Annotated in this window: 19 protein-coding genes; 17 read left to right on the top strand and 2 right to left on the bottom strand. The window is 45.5% G+C overall.

Annotation, left to right across the window (positions count from 1 at the left end; all coding sequences use genetic code 11):
- Window position 1 precedes the first annotated feature (1 nt).
- Entirely contained in the window at window positions 2–250 is a 249-nt protein-coding gene (locus tag ASG02_RS06915) for a ferredoxin (protein ID WP_029342027.1), read from the bottom strand.
- Between the two features lie 230 nt (window positions 251–480).
- Here ASG02_RS06915 and ASG02_RS06910 point away from each other — a divergent pair, with 230 nt between their 5' ends.
- The 8 genes from ASG02_RS06910 (at window position 481) to ASG02_RS06875 (ending at window position 8379) form a co-directional block, all read left to right on the top strand.
- Entirely contained in the window at window positions 481–1503 is a 1023-nt protein-coding gene (locus tag ASG02_RS06910) for a helix-turn-helix domain-containing protein (protein WP_056062197.1), read from the top strand.
- Window positions 1503–2933, top strand: a complete 1431-nt coding sequence (locus tag ASG02_RS06905) for an ATP-dependent DNA helicase RecQ (protein ID WP_069201480.1) — start codon at window positions 1503–1505, stop codon at window positions 2931–2933. The genes ASG02_RS06910 and ASG02_RS06905 overlap by 1 nt, the downstream gene beginning before the upstream one ends.
- Before the next feature lie 43 nt (window positions 2934–2976).
- Window positions 2977–3171, top strand: coding sequence for a hypothetical protein (locus ASG02_RS06900; protein ID WP_035407120.1), 195 nt, complete (start codon window positions 2977–2979; stop codon window positions 3169–3171).
- A 71-nt stretch (window positions 3172–3242) separates the two neighbouring features.
- On the top strand, window positions 3243–4127 hold the full coding sequence (locus ASG02_RS06895) for a B12-binding domain-containing protein (protein WP_035407123.1): 885 nt from the start codon (window positions 3243–3245) through the stop codon (window positions 4125–4127).
- A gap of 57 nt (window positions 4128–4184) precedes the next feature.
- A complete protein-coding gene (locus ASG02_RS06890) occupies window positions 4185–4775 on the top strand; it encodes an adaptor protein MecA (protein WP_035407127.1) in 591 nt (196 codons plus the stop codon).
- A 139-nt stretch (window positions 4776–4914) separates the two neighbouring features.
- Window positions 4915–5847 (top strand): D-alanine--D-alanine ligase, encoded by a 933-nt coding sequence (locus tag ASG02_RS06885; protein ID WP_056062191.1) that lies wholly within the window; start codon window positions 4915–4917, stop codon window positions 5845–5847.
- 146 nt (window positions 5848–5993) lie between these two features.
- Window positions 5994–7259 carry a Glu/Leu/Phe/Val dehydrogenase gene (locus ASG02_RS06880; RefSeq protein ID WP_035407132.1) on the top strand — a complete coding sequence of 422 codons (1266 nt, stop codon included), beginning with the start codon at window positions 5994–5996 and terminating at the stop codon, window positions 7257–7259.
- Window positions 7260–7389: 130 nt separating this feature from the next.
- Window positions 7390–8379, top strand: a complete 990-nt coding sequence (locus ASG02_RS06875; RefSeq protein ID WP_056062188.1) for a YpdA family putative bacillithiol disulfide reductase — start codon at window positions 7390–7392, stop codon at window positions 8377–8379.
- A gap of 50 nt (window positions 8380–8429) precedes the next feature.
- Here ASG02_RS06875 and ASG02_RS06870 read toward each other — a convergent pair whose 3' ends face one another.
- Window positions 8430–9398: an asparaginase gene (locus ASG02_RS06870; protein WP_056062186.1), complete on the bottom strand. Its 969-nt coding sequence runs from the start codon at window positions 9396–9398 to the stop codon at window positions 8430–8432.
- 167 nt (window positions 9399–9565) lie between these two features.
- On the opposite strand from ASG02_RS06870, the gene prsW reads away from it, so the two are divergent.
- The 9 genes from prsW to ASG02_RS06830 all read left to right on the top strand — a co-directional run bounded on the left by prsW (window position 9566) and on the right by ASG02_RS06830 (window position 16923).
- The gene (gene prsW, locus ASG02_RS06865) at window positions 9566–10243 is read left to right on the top strand and encodes a glutamic-type intramembrane protease PrsW (RefSeq protein ID WP_056062183.1); all 678 of its coding nucleotides are present in this window, start codon (window positions 9566–9568) and stop codon (window positions 10241–10243) included.
- A gap of 19 nt (window positions 10244–10262) precedes the next feature.
- Window positions 10263–10919: a flagellar brake protein gene (locus tag ASG02_RS06860; protein WP_035407143.1), complete on the top strand. Its 657-nt coding sequence runs from the start codon at window positions 10263–10265 to the stop codon at window positions 10917–10919.
- A gap of 76 nt (window positions 10920–10995) precedes the next feature.
- Window positions 10996–11670, top strand: a complete 675-nt coding sequence (gene cmk / locus ASG02_RS06855) for a (d)CMP kinase (RefSeq protein WP_035407146.1) — start codon at window positions 10996–10998, stop codon at window positions 11668–11670.
- Window positions 11667–12266, top strand: coding sequence for a 1-acyl-sn-glycerol-3-phosphate acyltransferase (locus tag ASG02_RS06850; protein WP_035407149.1), 600 nt, complete (start codon window positions 11667–11669; stop codon window positions 12264–12266). The genes cmk and ASG02_RS06850 overlap by 4 nt, the downstream gene beginning before the upstream one ends.
- Window positions 12267–12368: 102 nt before the next feature.
- Window positions 12369–13502, top strand: coding sequence for a 30S ribosomal protein S1 (gene rpsA, locus ASG02_RS06845; protein WP_056062180.1), 1134 nt, complete (start codon window positions 12369–12371; stop codon window positions 13500–13502).
- A gap of 123 nt (window positions 13503–13625) precedes the next feature.
- Window positions 13626–14936, top strand: coding sequence for a ribosome biogenesis GTPase Der (gene der / locus ASG02_RS06840; protein ID WP_029342014.1), 1311 nt, complete (start codon window positions 13626–13628; stop codon window positions 14934–14936).
- Window positions 14937–14950: 14 nt separating this feature from the next.
- A complete protein-coding gene (locus ASG02_RS06835; protein WP_035407152.1) occupies window positions 14951–15976 on the top strand; it encodes an NAD(P)H-dependent glycerol-3-phosphate dehydrogenase in 1026 nt (341 codons plus the stop codon).
- Between the two features lie 18 nt (window positions 15977–15994).
- Window positions 15995–16192 carry a DUF2768 domain-containing protein gene (locus ASG02_RS15495; protein WP_231496841.1) on the top strand — a complete coding sequence of 66 codons (198 nt, stop codon included), beginning with the start codon at window positions 15995–15997 and terminating at the stop codon, window positions 16190–16192.
- Window positions 16189–16923, top strand: a complete 735-nt coding sequence (locus tag ASG02_RS06830; protein ID WP_056062177.1) for a hypothetical protein — start codon at window positions 16189–16191, stop codon at window positions 16921–16923. Before ASG02_RS15495 ends, ASG02_RS06830 begins: the two co-directional genes overlap by 4 nt.
- The last annotated feature ends 23 nt before the right edge of the window (window positions 16924–16946 follow it).

The raw sequence follows: 16946 nt of genomic DNA, 5'->3' as shown, positions 1-16946 counted from the left end.
CTTATTCGAATTTTAACGCATCGCCTTCGAACGATTCATCTGCTACTTTGATTGAATCCGTCGGGCATCCTTCAAATGCATCAATCATATCGTCGAATAATGCTTCTGGAATTTCGGCAGTACCATTGTTATCATCAAGAATGACATATGCCAAACCCTCATCATCATAATCATAGATATCTGGTGCCGCTGCTCCACAAGCACCACAAGCGATGCAAGTATCTTTGTCGACAATCGTAAATTTAGCCATTGAACGGTCTCCTCTCTATACGAAAACATTATTGAAACACGCTGTTCTCATCTATATGTCATTGTATCGGACTCATCGTTGCATTTCAATGACGAAGCGTAAGTGATAACAGAAAATGTATATATCATCACATGCCCGCAAACAGTATGTCTAAAACGTAACGAAAAGAAAATGGATGAGGTATCATCTTCAAATCGATAAACACTATATATCAGAAAGGAGCGTGGCAGATGGAAATTTCATTACTAGAGCGCATTTTTCTAGAATCGATTCAGCGTCTTCGAGACGAACGTTCGGACCGGAGTCTTTATCATGTTTTTCAAGGGAAGAAGTCAGCAACTTCTCTTCAAGATGCTCATTTTTATGATTTAGAGTCGACGTTCGGTACCGTATTAGTCAGTAAACAGCGATTCGAGTCGGTTTTAACGGAACTTGTTCAGAAAAAGTGGATCGAACGGCAAGAGACACTTCGACTGACGAGCGAAGGCGCTCGACTAGTAGGACAAACGGATGGAGTAATCATTGATCAACTTGGTGGTGAACTTCGGGGATATGCTGAAATGATGTGGAAACGGCTCAGTCTTCTCGTTCAAACGGTAATTTGTCTAGAAGCACAACAACCATTCATTCCCGTGCAACAAGAGACGATCGTCCGGGAGTGGGTCAAGAGTGTTCTTCCGACCATCTCGAATCGAGCAGATTGGTTAGCGCAGATGTATCAAGAATTGACGCTCCTCCTTGAGCGCTTACCGGAACGAGATGCGACATTGATCAGTCATCGATTATCAGGTGTGCAAACGGGATGGTCATATCCTCAATTGGCACGAATGATGAAGGTAGATGTCGAGACGGTCCAGTTCGAATTTATCATAGCTTGGCGAAGATGCATCAATGACTTAAAAAGTACACCGCTCATTCAACAAATCGGAGCCGGTCTCCATACTCCGAAGATGACGCAGTCTGCTCAAACGACTTGGGAATTATTGCAACAAGGACTCACTGTTGAAGATGTTGCGGTCAGAAGACGTCTAAAAAATAGCACGATGGAAGACCATCTTGTTGAAATTGCAATGTATGCACCCACTTTTCCGTTAGATCATTTCGTTGATACGGCTCAACAAGAAGAAATTCGACATATCGCACAACAACTCAAAACTTATGCGCTCAAGCGAATCAAAAGCGCGATGCAATCAGACGTATCCTATTTTCAAATTCGATTGGTCTTAGCTCGTAGTAAATGGGAGGGAAGTTAATGGAAGCGTTATTGCATCGACATTTCGGTTATGAAGCGTTTCGACCTGGACAACGCCAAATCATCGAATCCATCCTGAATGGAACAGATACGTTAGCAATTTTACCGACAGGTGGAGGAAAGTCTGTATGTTATCAGTTTCCTTCGTATGTAAAAGGAGAGGGACTGACATTGATTTTGTCTCCGCTGCTCTCTTTGATTGAGGATCAAGTCATGCAAATCAAACGTCGGGGAGAACGTTCTGTCGCAAAATTAACATCTGTTGAGACGCGAGAAGAAAAAGAGCAAATCTTATCCGTACTCGAACATCTACGGTATCTCTACTTATCACCGGAACAACTCGCGTTACCACAAATACGGGCTCGTCTGAAACAGGTCGACATCGCGCTATTCGTCGTCGATGAAGCCCACTGTATCTCGCAGTGGGGACACGAGTTTCGACCTGAGTATGCAAGACTTGGGCAAATTCGCCGGGAACTAGGTTTTCCGCAGTGCCTCGCCTTAACCGCAACAGCGACTCAAGCTGTCGAACGAGATATCCGAATACAATTGCAGATGCGAGAACCGCATGTCATCCGTCGTTCCGTCAATCGACCGGAAATCCAGTACATCGTGGATCGCGTCGATCGAGAAGAAAAAGACGCAGTACTCGACCGTTGGATGACTCGTATCGTTCGTCCCTGTGTCATCTATACGACAACGCGTAAAGAAGCGGAACGGATTGCAGGAATCATTGAAGGGGCAACCTACTATCATGCCGGATTAACGATGGAAGACCGTCAGCTTGTTCAACAACAGTTTCTTCATGATGAAATGGACTGTCTCGTTTGTACGAGCGCATTTGGAATGGGTGTTGATAAAGGAAACGTTCGTACAGTTATCCATCATACGATGCCGGCGACGCTTGAAGCTTATATGCAGGAAATCGGACGTGCCGGTCGGGACGGAAAAGAGGCGACGGCGATCTTGCTTTATGCTCCTCAGGATGAACAATTACAAACCTTTCTGATTGAGACACAATATGCGCCTGTCCTTTGGATTGATCAGTTACAACAAGGGGTGAGAAGAGGTGAGTCCTACGCGAAAATCGAGACTCGTCTACACCTCAATCCGGAAGATCCAGCATATCGGTTACTGAAATCGCAACTTGAGAATGGCTGGTCGAAGGAACGTATAATGCAATGGCAGGTGGAACGAAAACAGCTCAAAGGACGAGAAGTCAGCCGGATGATGGACTATATTCACCGGAATGAATGTCGCCGTACGATGTTATTGCATCATTTTGATGAACCGGCAATCGTTCAGCCACGTTGTTGTGATATATGCGGTACGATCGAATGGCAGGATCCCGTGAAGAGTAAGGTGCTTCAAACGGTAAATTGGAAAAAGCGTTTAGAACAAGTCTTTTTTTCATCACTAGATTCGGTGTAAACTAGAAAATATCCTTATTTTTTTCAAGAAAAGGTGATGAACATTGAGTAAACAAGATCAACGGCGGTTACATCAGAACGAAGAGGAGCAACTCTTACCACCACGTTCCTCGCGAATCGAACACGTTCGAAATGAACGACTGAAGCAACCATTTCGAAAAAATCCGCTAGCAATCACGCTAACGGTACTCATGATCACGATCATCATCGCCTTCGTCTCCATCGGTTTCATGATGTAAAGGCACATTGTGAACGGAGATTTTTTTCCTTTCAGCGTATACTAGAAAGGAAGGGGAAGGAGGCACGATGCATGGATCGTGGGAAATACAATATCAAAGCAGTCGCTGCGTTGGTGGGACTCAACCCGACGACCATTCGTGCTTGGGAGCGGAGATATCAAGTGCTTGATCCGGATCGAAGTGAATCCGGGCATCGCATTTATAGTGATAGTGACGTTGCGAAATTGCGTTGGATCGTCGATAAACAAAAAGAAGGATTGTCGGTTTCAAAGGCAATTCAATTATATGAGATGCCTGTCAATCGAGCTGAAGTGCCCCATGATTACGGAGTCGAACTACGAGATCAGTTATTCCGTGCATTGACGAACTTCGAAGAACGACACGCGCATGACATCATGAATAAAGCGTTCTCGATGTTTAGTTTCGATAAAGTCATTCAAGATATCGTTGGTCCACTCTTACATGAAATCGGACTGAAATGGGAGTCAGGAGAGATTACAATTGCGCATGAACATTTTGCAACAGCTTTCTTAAGAGCCCGTCTTTCGACGTTATCACTACAGATGCCGATCAATCCGTTCTTGCCGCGAATCGTTTGTGTCTGTGCACCAGAAGAAGAACATGAGCTCGGACTACTCTTCTTCACACTCTACTTGCGGCAATCGGGTTTTGATGTGATTTTCCTCGGTTCTGGTATTCCGGTGCCGGACTTAGTAGCCGTGACACATCAATTGCAACCGAAAGCTGTCATCTTATCGTGCACGTTATCCGATCATTTACCATTGCTTGATGAAGCATTAGACTGTTTGATGGCTGATTTTCCGAATCTTGAAATTGGACTTGGAGGATACGCGGTCGATCAGCTTCCGGAACGATACGGACCACACTTACTTGGTGCGGACGATCAATCGTGGAAAAGTTGGTTAAGTCGACTCACTCCGGTATCTGGTGTATAGTATGGTTCATAGCGAACGGAGACACCTATGTTTCCGGTCTTGACTGGAGGAGTCTATATGAGGTTTGAACAAATGAAACAAGGACACCTTCGTGTCTTCATTACGAAGCAAGAGTTATCACTTCACGATGTCCGACCAGAAACGTTGGCCGTTGGGAAGGGACAAGCTCTATTGCGCAATTTATTAGAGGAAGCTGAATCGAATTTTGGTTTTCAGGCAGCAGGAACACTCGAATTTTTCGTCACATTCTTTCCGAATGACGGCATGCTCGTTGATGTGCGTCGTGAAGGTGATCTACCGGAAGAGATGAATGACGAATTTGATCAAGTCGAAATTCGCATGACGGTCGACATCGTCCATCATGTCTTGTATGCCTTGAATTCGCTCGAAGATGTCATTCAAGCGAGCCATGGGTTATTACGACATATGTCGTACACGGAGACAGGCGGTAGTCTTTATTTCTTCGAAGGCAGCTATTATCTCTATTTCCAGGAACGAATGAATGACGCGCTCGAGCGTACGGTGACGACGATTTTGTCAGAATACGGGGAACCGAGCCCGAAAAGTCCGCTCGTCATGTCAGAGTACGGAAAAACGATTCAATCGAAACAAGCCATTGCCACGATTGCGGAACAATTCCACATTTAGAACATTAGGTGCGACATTGCCTCGTCAGGCAATGTCGCACCTTTTTATCTTCTACCAGAAGTGGCACCATTTTGTATTTTTTCGTGGTCAGAAGGATGGTATGATAATCATTGAACGTAAGAAGAAGGAGTGAAGTAGGATGAAAGTGGCAGTGTTATATGGTGGGACTTCAGGTGAACGGGAGGTTTCATTAAACAGTGGAAAATCAATCATGGAAGCGTTAAACAGTAAAGGACATGAAGTCACGGCTGTTGATTTCCATCCTGATCGAGCACATGAACTCTTCCAGCTGGATGTAGATGTGGCTGTCATCGCTCTTCATGGGAAAATTGGTGAAGATGGACGCGTGCAGGCGTTACTTGAACTTGCGAATATTCCATACACAGGTTCAGGTGTGTTAGCGTCAGCACTTGCGATGGATAAGGCACGTTCAAAAGTTCACTTTGATAAAGCGGGTATCACGATTGCACGTGATGTATTATTAGAACGTGAAGATGATGTCGAGGCGAAAATCGCAGAATGGAATGGTCAATTCCCTTGTGTCGTTAAACCAGCACAAGAAGGTTCATCGAATGGATTGACAATCGCACAAGACGAGACGATGTTACGTGAGGGGATTGCAAAAGCGTTCGAAGCCGATGATGCGGTTCTCGTCGAACAATTCATTAAAGGACGCGAAGTGACGGTTCCAGTCGTTGGTCATAAAGGTGCAGAAAAAGCATTACCGGTCATCGAGATCATTCCGAAGAATGCCTTTTATGATTACGAATCGAAATATGCAATCGGAGGTTCAGAGCATATCTGCCCTGCCGAACTAGATGAGACGACGACAGCAATACTTCAGGAGTGGGCCGTCAAAGCACATCAAGTACTGGGTTGTGCTGGGTATTCCCGGTCAGATTTCCTTGTTCCTGAGTCCGGAAATCCAGTTATTTTAGAGACGAATACATTGCCAGGTATGACATCAACGAGTTTATTCCCGGACGGAGCACGAGCAGTTGGTATCGAATATCCGGAATTGGTCGAGTATTTCATGGAATTAGCGATTGAACGCCACGCCCAAATCAAGTAATCCAATCATTGATATCCTAGGAAAAGAAGTGAGAAAGCGCTTACAAATATGGGCGTAACCCCTTTCATTACGTTCGAGAAAAGAGTATACTTTATCCGAACAAGGAAACGGCATAGGGGATGCCACTTATGGGGAGGAACGTTGGAATGATTACTGACCAACAACATGCGAATCATCGCAAGAACGTACTGGAAGCAACACAAGAAATCGTCAAGGAAGCACTAGGGAAATTAGGGTATCCAGACGAAATGTATGAATTACTTAAAGAACCACTCCGGATGTTGACAGTCCGGATTCCGGTGCGAATGGATGATGGTTCGACGAAAATCTTCACAGGATATCGTGCGCAACATAACGATGCTGTTGGACCGACAAAAGGGGGAATTCGTTTCCACCCAAACGTGACGGAAGTCGAAGTCAAAGCATTATCCGTCTGGATGAGTCTGAAGGCAGGTATCGTTGATTTACCATATGGCGGCGGGAAAGGCGGGATCATTTGTGATCCACGTGAGATGAGCTTCCGCGAAATCGAACGTCTCAGCCGTGGATATGTCCGTGCCATCAGTCAGATCGTTGGACCGACAAAGGATATTCCAGCACCTGACGTCTTCACGAACTCACAAATCATGGCTTGGATGATGGATGAGTACAGCCGGATCGATGAATTTAACTCTCCTGGTTTCATCACAGGAAAACCGCTCGTTCTTGGTGGCTCACACGGTCGTGAAACAGCAACGGCGAAAGGTGTCGCAATCATGATCCGAGAAGCGGCAGCAAAAAAAGGCATTACACTTGAAGGAGCACGCGTCGTCGTTCAAGGGTTCGGGAACGCAGGTAGCTTCTTGTCGAAGTTCATGTATGACTTAGGTGCAAAAGTCATCGCCATCAGTGATGCTTACGGTGCACTTCATGATCCGAACGGACTCGACATCCCATATCTACTGGACCGTCGCGACTCATTCGGAACGGTTACGACATTGTTCAAAAATACGATCTCGAATAAAGAATTGCTTGAACTCGAATGTGATATTCTTGTTCCTGCGGCAATCGAGAATCAAATTACAGAAGACAATGCACATGATATCCACGCAGCGATCGTCGTAGAAGCAGCAAACGGTCCAACGACGAACGAAGCGACGAAAATTCTTGCAGAACGTGACATTTTGATCGTTCCGGATGTTCTTGCTTCGAGTGGTGGCGTAACGGTTTCTTACTTCGAATGGGTACAGAATAATCAGGGGTATTACTGGACGGAAGAGGAAGTCCACGAGAAACTCGAAAAGGTCCTCGTGAACTCATTCAACCAAGTCTATCAGACAGCACAGACGCGAAATGTCGATATGCGTCTCGCCGCTTATATGGTAGGTGTGCGGAAAATGGCAGAAGCATCCCGTTTCCGTGGTTGGGTCTAATTAAACGTTAAAAATACGTACCACCCGTTCCTCTAGATGAGGAGCGGGTGTTTTCCTATTGCAATTTCTTTCGTCTCTTGATGAGATTTGCTAAGATATAAAAAAAGCAACCGGAAGAGGAGATATTCGAATGTTAGATTGTATCGTAATCGGTGCAGGACCATGTGGTTTATCGGCAGCGATCGAAATGCAAGATCGAGGACTAGACGTCGAAGTGCTCGAAAAAGGAAATATCGTTGAAGCGATCTATCGTTATCCGACGCATCAAACGTTCTTTTCAAGTAGTGAAAAATTAGAAATCGGTGGCGTGCCGTTCATCAATAAGGAATTAAAACCACGTCGTCTCGATGCACTCGTCTATTATCGAGAAGTCGTCAAACGAAAGCAGTTGACGATTCGTCCATTTGAGACAGTCGAGCACATTGAACGTCAGGCGGATCGCTTCATCATCCATTCAGAACGCTCTGGAGTGAAGAAACAGCGAGAAGCACGATCTGTTGTGCTTGCGACAGGTTATTATGGGTTACCGAACCGAATGGACGTCCCAGGAGAAACGTTACCCCACGTATCGCACTATTTTACGGAAGGGCATCCATACTTTGATCAGGATGTCGTCGTCATCGGTGGGAAGAATTCAAGTGTTGATGCAGCAATCGAGCTTGAAAAAGCAGGAGCACGCGTAACTGTACTTTATCGTGGACCCGAGTATAGTCCATCGATCAAACCATGGGTCTTGCCGAACTTCGAATCACTCGTTCGTTCGGAAAAGGTCAAGATGGTGTTTGACGCGATGATCGAGGAAATCACGGACCAAGAAGTCGTTTACCGAGTGGAGGGAGACAAGCGGACTGTCCGAGCAGATTTCGTATTTGCGATGACGGGTTATACACCAGACGTCGGCTTGTTCGCTGATGCTGGTATCGCGATCGATCGCAAGACAGGTGTTCCGAGTCATGATGAAGAGACGATGGAGTCGAATGTTCCTGGGATTTATATTGCCGGCGTCGTTGCAGCAGGATACGATGCCAATAAGATATTCATTGAAAACGGACGTTTTCATGGCGCGAACATCGCGAATCATCTCGTCGAACGATTACGTGGTCTATCAATTCACGTCTAAAAAACCTCTTGATTCGGAATGATGAGTTCCGAGTCAAGAGGTTTTTTCATTTATTCGACCCTGAATGACTCTTCGAGTTCTGATTGGGTCGCATTGATTTCGAGTTCAATCATTAATTTAAGTCGTGCTTTTTGTGAGTTCAGTCCATTTGAGAAAATGACACCGATCTCTTTTAACTGTTGACCGCCACCTGTATATCCATAAACATCTTGCACGATTCCATTGAAGCATCGACTAACGATGACGATCGGCATGACTGCGATCAATTCGGCAATGGCATCGACGATACTCGGAGGGACGTTTCCTTGACCGAGAACTTCAAGTACGAGTCCATCGTAACCGAGTTGTTTCACGGCTAGTAATAAATCTGGTTCCATTCCGGCATATACTTTCAAAACAGCAACACGTTTAGAGAGCGAGGTTACCATATGTGTTTGCTTCAGAAGTGGCGTGTTGAATAGGTAAACGTGATCTTTCGTCACCATGCCAAGATTTCCGAAGTGAACCGATTTAAACGTATCGACGGATGACGTATGCGTTTTCGTGACGTTGAATGCCGAATGAATCTCACCATTAAAGACGACGAGAACACCTTTTTCACGCGCTGCTTCACTGACTGCGACACGGAGTGCCGTGATCAAATTAAACTCGCCATCCGATCCGACTTCGTTGGATGAACGCATGGCTCCAGTCAAAACAATCGGAACAGGTGCACCAATTGTCAAATGTAAGAAATAAGCGGTCTCTTCAAGTGTATCCGTCCCATGGGTGATGACGACTCCATCGTAGTGTTCCTTAGCAAGTTCACTTTCGATGAAGTGTGCCAAACGTAGCATGATGTCGGGCGTCATATGTGGAGAAGGTAAATTTGAAAAATGACGCGTTGTGATGTTTGCGATATCCGTCGCTCGAGGTAGTGAAGCATCCAGTGGATTGATGTCATTCGGTAAGACGTGACCAGAGTGATCTTGCGCCATCGCAATCGTTCCACCCGTATGAATTAATAATAATGATTTCATTCTAAATGGTCTGTGTCAAAAGACAAAAGACCTTCACCTACTTTCTATAGCATATTCAATTAGTTCTTCCATATTGTAACCTTTTTCCCTCCCGAAACAACGAGGACGTTTTCTTTTTTCCAAGAAACCTTTATTCTTATGGAGAGGAAGAAAGGGGGAGAGGAAGCGTGATTCAAATCGTTTTCTCCGGAGTTGCCCCAGGCATCGCACTCCTAACTTATTTTTATCTACGTCACGAACATGAATCAGAGCCCGTTGGATATATCCTTCGAAGCTTCATTTTTGGAATTTTACTCGTTTTTCCCTTGATGTTCATCGACTACATCGTTCAAACGGAGTTTGGTGGGCGTGAAGAGGTGCAATTGATTCGAACAGCAGTCACAGAAGAGTTTGCAAAATGGTTCGTCGTCTTTTATACCGTGTATATCCATCAACGGTTTAATGATTATTATGATGGGATCATCTATGCCGTAGCGTGCTCGCTTGGATTTGCTACCCTTGAGAACATCTTATATCTGATGGTGAATGGAACGGTCGAACACATGCTATTCCGAGCTTTACTACCGGTATCCGGTCATGCTTTGTTTGCTGTCATCATGGGTTTCTTCATGGGAATGGCGAAATTCTCGCCTCACCCGTATCGGTGGTTGTCCTTATCGATAACGATTCCGGTATTTGCACATATCTTATTTAATTTGTTAATATTGGAAAATGGTGGTATATCTGTTTTGCCAATCGTCTTCATGATCATTTTATGGACGATCGGATTATTTCAAGTACGAGGTGCCAACCGTTTGAATCGTCGATTCAAACGAAAAAAACAACATTCAGATGGCATCGAATAGAAAGTAGGAGCGAAGTAGGATGATGGAAATCGGGGATTTAGTAATGCTTTCGAATAGTGAAGATCGACAAGGACGGTCAAAAGTAACAGCCGTAACGAATCGATTGATTTGGATCGAGGCGCCAAGTGAGGTCGCGACATTAAAAACGTTCATCTTGTCAGATCACGAAGAAGTTTCTTTTTACTTCTTTAAAGAAAAAGGTAAATTATTTGGGTTTGATACGGTCGTCGTGGAACGACAAAATGATCCACTTCGTGGTCAGCGGTACGCCTTAAAGCGACCGAGTGATGATCAAATCGAGCGCATCCAACGACGTCAATTCGTTCGAGTACCACAAATGCTCGATGTCGCCGTTCATCCGCATAAAACGCAATTTGATCCGTTTACGACGGTGACGCTTGACTTATCGGCTGGTGGCATGATGATTTTGTCGGATCAGTTACCGATTCAAAAAGAGGAAGAGGTGGAGATGACATTCATTCTACCTACTGGTGACGGTATTTCGAGTACTTTAGATGTTATTGCTGAGCTCGTCCGTATCGATCGACGGGAAGAACGGTATGAACTCGCATTCCAATTTACAATGATTCCTGACAGAAGTCGTGAGCTAGTATTGCGTCACTGTTATCAAATGCAAATGAAAAGTTCAAGAAGGGGCATGAATCCATTCACCTGACCGCATTTTTTTGCTATGATAACGTTCGGAAGAATGAATCCCCATCAAATATGGGGAAGATGGAAGGATTGGATGGATGATGAAGAAGATTCAAATTGCATTAGATGGACCAGCAGGTGCTGGGAAAAGTACGATCGCAAAACAACTGGCGGCACGCCTTGACTATGTATATATCGATACAGGGGCGATGTATCGTGCCGTTACGCTCGCAGCACTCGAACAATCGCTTGATCTGAACAACGGAGAAGTGCTTGGCGAATTGATGAAATCGCTTGATATTCGTTTAACACCAGGCGAAAACGGGCAACGTGTCTTTATTGGTGATCGCGAAGTGACGGATGCGATCCGTTCCATCGAAATCACGAATAATGTATCGTTCGTCGCTCGTCAAAAAGAAGTTCGAGCAGCACTCGTCACGGCGCAACGAAAATTAGCAGATCAGGGTGGCATCGTCATGGACGGTCGTGACATCGGTACAGTCGTATTACCTGATGCTGAATTAAAAGTTTTCTTGACGGCAACTGTGGAAGAGCGTGCAGCTAGAAGGCACCGGGAGAACATCGCGCGTGGGATGGATAGCGATATCACAGTTCTTCAAGAAGAAATCGCGCTGCGGGACAAACGGGACAGTGAACGTGAAGTCTCTCCTCTACGCCAAGCAGACGACGCATTATATCTAGATACGACAGAGATGACGATTGATCAAGTCGTTGTTCGCCTGATGGAACTAGCGGAAGGTGTTCTAAAATGAAACGTCAAGATACCGTTTATCGGATTGCGCGGTTTGTCGTCTGGGTCATAGCCAAAACAGTCTTCCGATTGAAGGTGACGGGGCAAGAGAATATTCCGAAAGACGGTTCCTTACTCATCTGTGCCAACCACAGTTCAAATTGGGATCCCGTCTTCCTCGTCAGTGCGATTCCACCGAAACGTTCGGTTCGTTATATGGCGAAGGAGGAGTTGTTTAAAGTCCCTGCCTTAAAGCAGCTGATGATTGCGGCAGGAACCTATCCTGTCGGTCGTGGTCAAGGGGACCGTCAAGCCTTGAAACGGACGATCGAGCTGTTAAATACGGATGAGACTGTTGGCATTTTCCCAGAAGGAACGCGTTCTGCTCCAGGAGAATTCACATCAGCACAACCCGGTGTAGGGTTCTTCGCCTTACGATCGAATGCTCAGATTTTACCGATTGCCATCATTGGATCGTATCGCCCATTCAAACGAATGCGCGTCGCGATCGGAAAACCGGTCGATATTTCGGATTTACGTGATCAACGTGGTGCTGCGAAAGCGATTTCTGATCGAATCATGGACGAAATCAAATCCGTCTACTTCAATCACGCTTAATACCTTGACAAATAGTCAGAATTGTAAGAAGTTAGAAGCAGGATAAACGCATTGACACGTGTCAGGCGTTTCTTGTACTCATCGTGAGGAGGTTGTTTTGGAATGGTCGAAGAAATGAAAGATATGCCTGATTTTGAAATTCATCGGGACCAGGTAGTTACCGGAATGGTCGTGAAAATTGAAGACAAGCAAGCACTCATTGATATCGGATATAAAACAGAAGCCATCTTACCGATCAGCGAAGTATCGAGTCTCCATCTCGATGATATTCGTGGTGTGTTGAACGTCGGAGATGAACTACAAGTGAAGGTCAAGAAAATCACGGATGAAGAGGTCGTCGTCTCAAAACGAGAAATTGATGCACTTAAAGCGTGGGAGCAAGTTGAAGAGAAGTATAAATCAGGTGAGATCTTTGAAGTTGTCGTGAAAGACATCGTTAAAGGTGGTCTCGTCGTTGATATCGGTGTCCGTGGATTCATCCCAGCGTCGCTTGTCGAGCGGCATTACGTCGAGGACTTCTCGGATTACATCGGTCGTTCGATTGACGTCAAGGTCGTTGAACTCGATCAAGAGAAGAACCGTGTCATTCTCTCGCACAAAGCCGTCGTTGAAGGTGAATTGAACGCGAAGAAAAAAGAGACACTCGAAAATCTAGAAGTGGGGCAAGTTCTAGAAGGAACAGTCCAACGATTGACAGATTTCGGTGCTTTCGTTGACATCGGTGGCGTCGATGGTCTCGTTCATATCTCGGAAATGGCACACCATCGTGTCGAACGTCCTTCGGACATCGTCACGGAAGGTCAGAAAGTCGAAGTCAAAGTACTTGGCGTCGACCGTGATACAGAAAAGGTTAAGTTGTCGATCAAGGAAACACAACCGGGTCCATGGCAACAGATGGAAGGGAAAATCGAAGCTGGGGATATTGTCAAAGGACGCGTACGTCGTCTTGTCCAGTTCGGTGCCTTCATTGAGCTTGCACCGCAGGTAGAAGGGCTTTTGCATATTTCACAAATCGCGAACCGTCATATCGGATCGCCTTCAGAAGTACTTGAAGAAGGACAAGAAATTGAAGCGAAGGTACTTGAAGTGCGTCTTGATGAGCACAAGATCTCGCTCTCGACACGTGTTCTCGAAGAGGAAGAAGGGTCTTCTGAGGACTATTCGGATTACTCGAATCAATCAGAAGGATTTTCTGTCGCTGACTTGACAGAAGACGATTCAGAGACGAAAGAATAAAGGATGACACAAAGCGGACACAAGCGTGTCCGCTTTTTATATGCGGTTTGTTATGGTATATGAGAGTTTGATTTGATACAATAGAACGGCTATGAAGCGAGAGAAGAGAAAGAAGGTGTTGGGATGGCAATTCCAGTCGTGGCGATCGTAGGTCGCCCAAATATCGGAAAGTCGACGATTTTTAACCGGGTGATTGGAGATCGGGTTTCAATCGTAGAAGACAAGCCAGGCGTTACCCGCGACCGTATTTACGGAACTGGAGAATGGCTGAATCGTCATTTTCATTTGATTGATACAGGTGGAATCGAAGTTGGGGATGAGCCCCTACTTCAAATGATGCGTCATCAGGCGGAGCTCGCCATTGATGAAGCGGACGTCATCATTTTCATGGTGAACGGACGCGAAGGAATCACAGCAGCGGATGAGGAAGTCGCGAACATGTTGTTCCGTTCGAACAAACCAGTCGTCGTAGCTGTCAATAAAGTGGATAATTTTGAGATGCGTGATTTAATGTATGAATTCTACTCTCTTGGATTCGGGGACTTATTCCCGATTTCTGGTACACATGGTCTTGGACTTGGTGATTTACTCGACCGTGTCCTTGAATTAGCACCAGATAAAGAAGAGTTGGAATATGACGAAAGTACGATTAAGTTTGCCTTGATTGGTCGTCCAAACGTCGGGAAATCAAGTATGACGAACTCGATTCTTGGTGAAGAGCGTGTCATCGTCTCGAATATCGCTGGTACAACACGTGATGCAATCGATACACCATTTACGCGGGATGAACAAGAATACGTCATCATCGATACGGCAGGGATGCGAAAACGCGGGAAAGTCTATGAATCGACAGAACGCTTTAGTGTCATGCGTGCTCAAAAAGCAATCGAACGAGCAGATGTCGTCTGTGTTGTTCTTGATGGTGAAGAAGGTATCATCGAACAAGATAAAAAAGTAGCAGGATATGCCCATGAAGCAGGTCGCGCGGTCATCATTGTCGTCAATAAATGGGATGCTGTTGAAAAAGATGATAAGACGATGAAAAAGATGCAAGAAGAGATTCGGGAAGAATTCCGTTTCCTTGACTATGCACCAATCGTCTTCGTCTCAGCAAAAACAAAACGTCGTTTACAAACGTTATTACCAGTCATTCAGCAAGCAGCGCACAGTCATGCGCAACGGATTCAGACAAGTGTCTTGAACGATGTCATCGTCGATGCTGTCGCTATGAACCCTGCGCCGACAGATAAAGGAGTTCGTTTACGGATTAACTATGCGACTCAGGTCGCGTCGCGTCCGCCAACGTTCGTCTTGTTCGTCAATGATCCAGAATTGCTTCACTTCTCTTATAAACGATATCTCGAGAACCGGATTCGGGAGGCATTTGATTTCACAGGTACACCAATCCGGATTTTAGCTCGTCAAAAACAATAATGAGGTGATTCAGTATGACCAAAATCGCTGTCATCGGAGCAGGAAGCTGGGGAACAGCGCTCTCGCTCGTCTTAGCCGATAATGATCAGGAAGTCATTCTTTACGGTCGTGAACAAACAAATGTCGACCGTATCAATGAGCATCATGAAAATGCGCAATTCTTGCCGGGCGTCGTGTTGCCACAATCATTGAAGGCGACGACGGATCTCAAAGTGGCGGTCGAAGGCGCAACACATATTTTGATCGTGACACCGTCATCTGCGATTCGTGCGGTTTCTCGTCAATTAAATGAACTATTGACAGAACCAGTCGTCCTGATTCATGCATCAAAAGGAATCGAACCGAAGACACATCTTCGATTGTCTGAGTTGATCGAAGCAGAGGTCGACCCGGCGAAACGTAAAGCGGTTTGTGTCTTGACAGGTCCTTCACATGCTGAAGAGGTTGCGTTACGTAAACCGACGACGGTGACCGTTGCATCGGATGATTTAGAAGAGGCTGGTCGTGTGCAGGAATTGTTTACGAATGAAAACTTCCGTGTCTACCTCAATGCGGACATCATCGGGGCAGAACTCGGTGGAGCACTGAAGAATATCATTGCACTTGCTGCGGGTATGACAGATGGTCTCGGTTATGGGGACAATGCCAAGGCAGCCTTGATTACGCGTGGAATGGTCGAGATGGCTCGTCTTGGAACGATGCTTGGGGCAAACCCAATGACGTTCACCGGCTTGACAGGAATGGGTGACTTAATCGTCACTTGTACTTCTGTCCATAGCCGAAATTGGCGTGCGGGAAATGCCATCGGTCGAGGAGAAAAACTAGAGACAGTGCTTGAAAACATGGGAATGGTCGTAGAAGGTGTTCGTGCGACACAAGCTGCATATGATCTAGCAGAGTCGAAACAATGTGAACTCCCAATTACTTCTGCTTTATACCATGTTCTCTTTGACGGTCATACACCGGAAGAAGAAGTCAAAAAGTTGATGCAACGACCACAAAAAAATGAGATCGAGCATCTCTTCACGACGAAAGATTAACGGAGTGGGGTGGAAACCTTGAGTCCAGGATTATTAAAAATGTGGATTTCGTTCGCTGGCATCGGACTCTTTGCGATCAGTGTCTTGCTGGTCACGGTCAGTCGGACGAAGTTGAAAGGGATTTGGCAGATTCTCGTGTCAACCTTGGCATTCGTTTGTTTCATCGTTGCGTCGATCATCATGGTATTTATCGTCATGGCGGGACCGAGCGCATGAAAAAGTGGTTCGTACTACTCATGCTCATTCCGGTGACGTTATTATCAGGTTGTCTCTTTCCGGACAGCCAGAAACCGTCGAACCGCGTGCCGTATCCGCAACAATTACGTACCGTTCAGGATGCCGTCGATGCATACCAGAAAGACACAGGTGTTTTGCCGATCAAAACGATGGAGGCAGATACGCCACTCATGGAACGTTATCAAATCGAACTGGGCCGTCTGATACCTCGTTATATGAGTGATCCACCAACGAACAGTTTCGAAGGTGGGGGAACATTCATCTATTTGTTGGTCGACGTTGAGACGAAGCCGACTGTCAAATTGATGGATTTGCTTGTCGCGGAAGAACTACAGAAGCTTCAAGTCCGAATTGATGCGTATCGTAAGAAGAATGATAAGTACCCATTTAAAGGCTCCATCGGAAAAAATCAGTTTACCCTTGACTATAAAAAGTTATTCATCAAAAAAGAACCGACTGTCCCAAGTCCGTACTCAGATGAAAAGCTATCGATCTATGTCGATGGTCAAGGTCGTCTTTTCATCAACTATTTGCCAGAGTTGAAGAAAGCTGTACAAACTGCGAAGAAAAAGCCGAAAGTCGGTCGGGATATTCGGTATTTGCTTTATGAAGATCAACCATTTGTTCCTGCCTATTCTCAAAGCTACACGATAAACGAAAAAGGCGAACCTGTGTTTTCAGAGAAATCGAGCGAAGAATCTGAAAATTGAACGTTATTTACACGAAAATGTTG

This window comes from Exiguobacterium sp. Leaf196, from assembly GCF_001423965.1.
Classification (GTDB): Bacteria; Bacillota; Bacilli; order Exiguobacteriales; family Exiguobacteriaceae; genus Exiguobacterium_A.
Note: the sequence above shows the minus strand (reverse complement) of the source record. Positions and strands in the feature narration are given on the sequence as shown.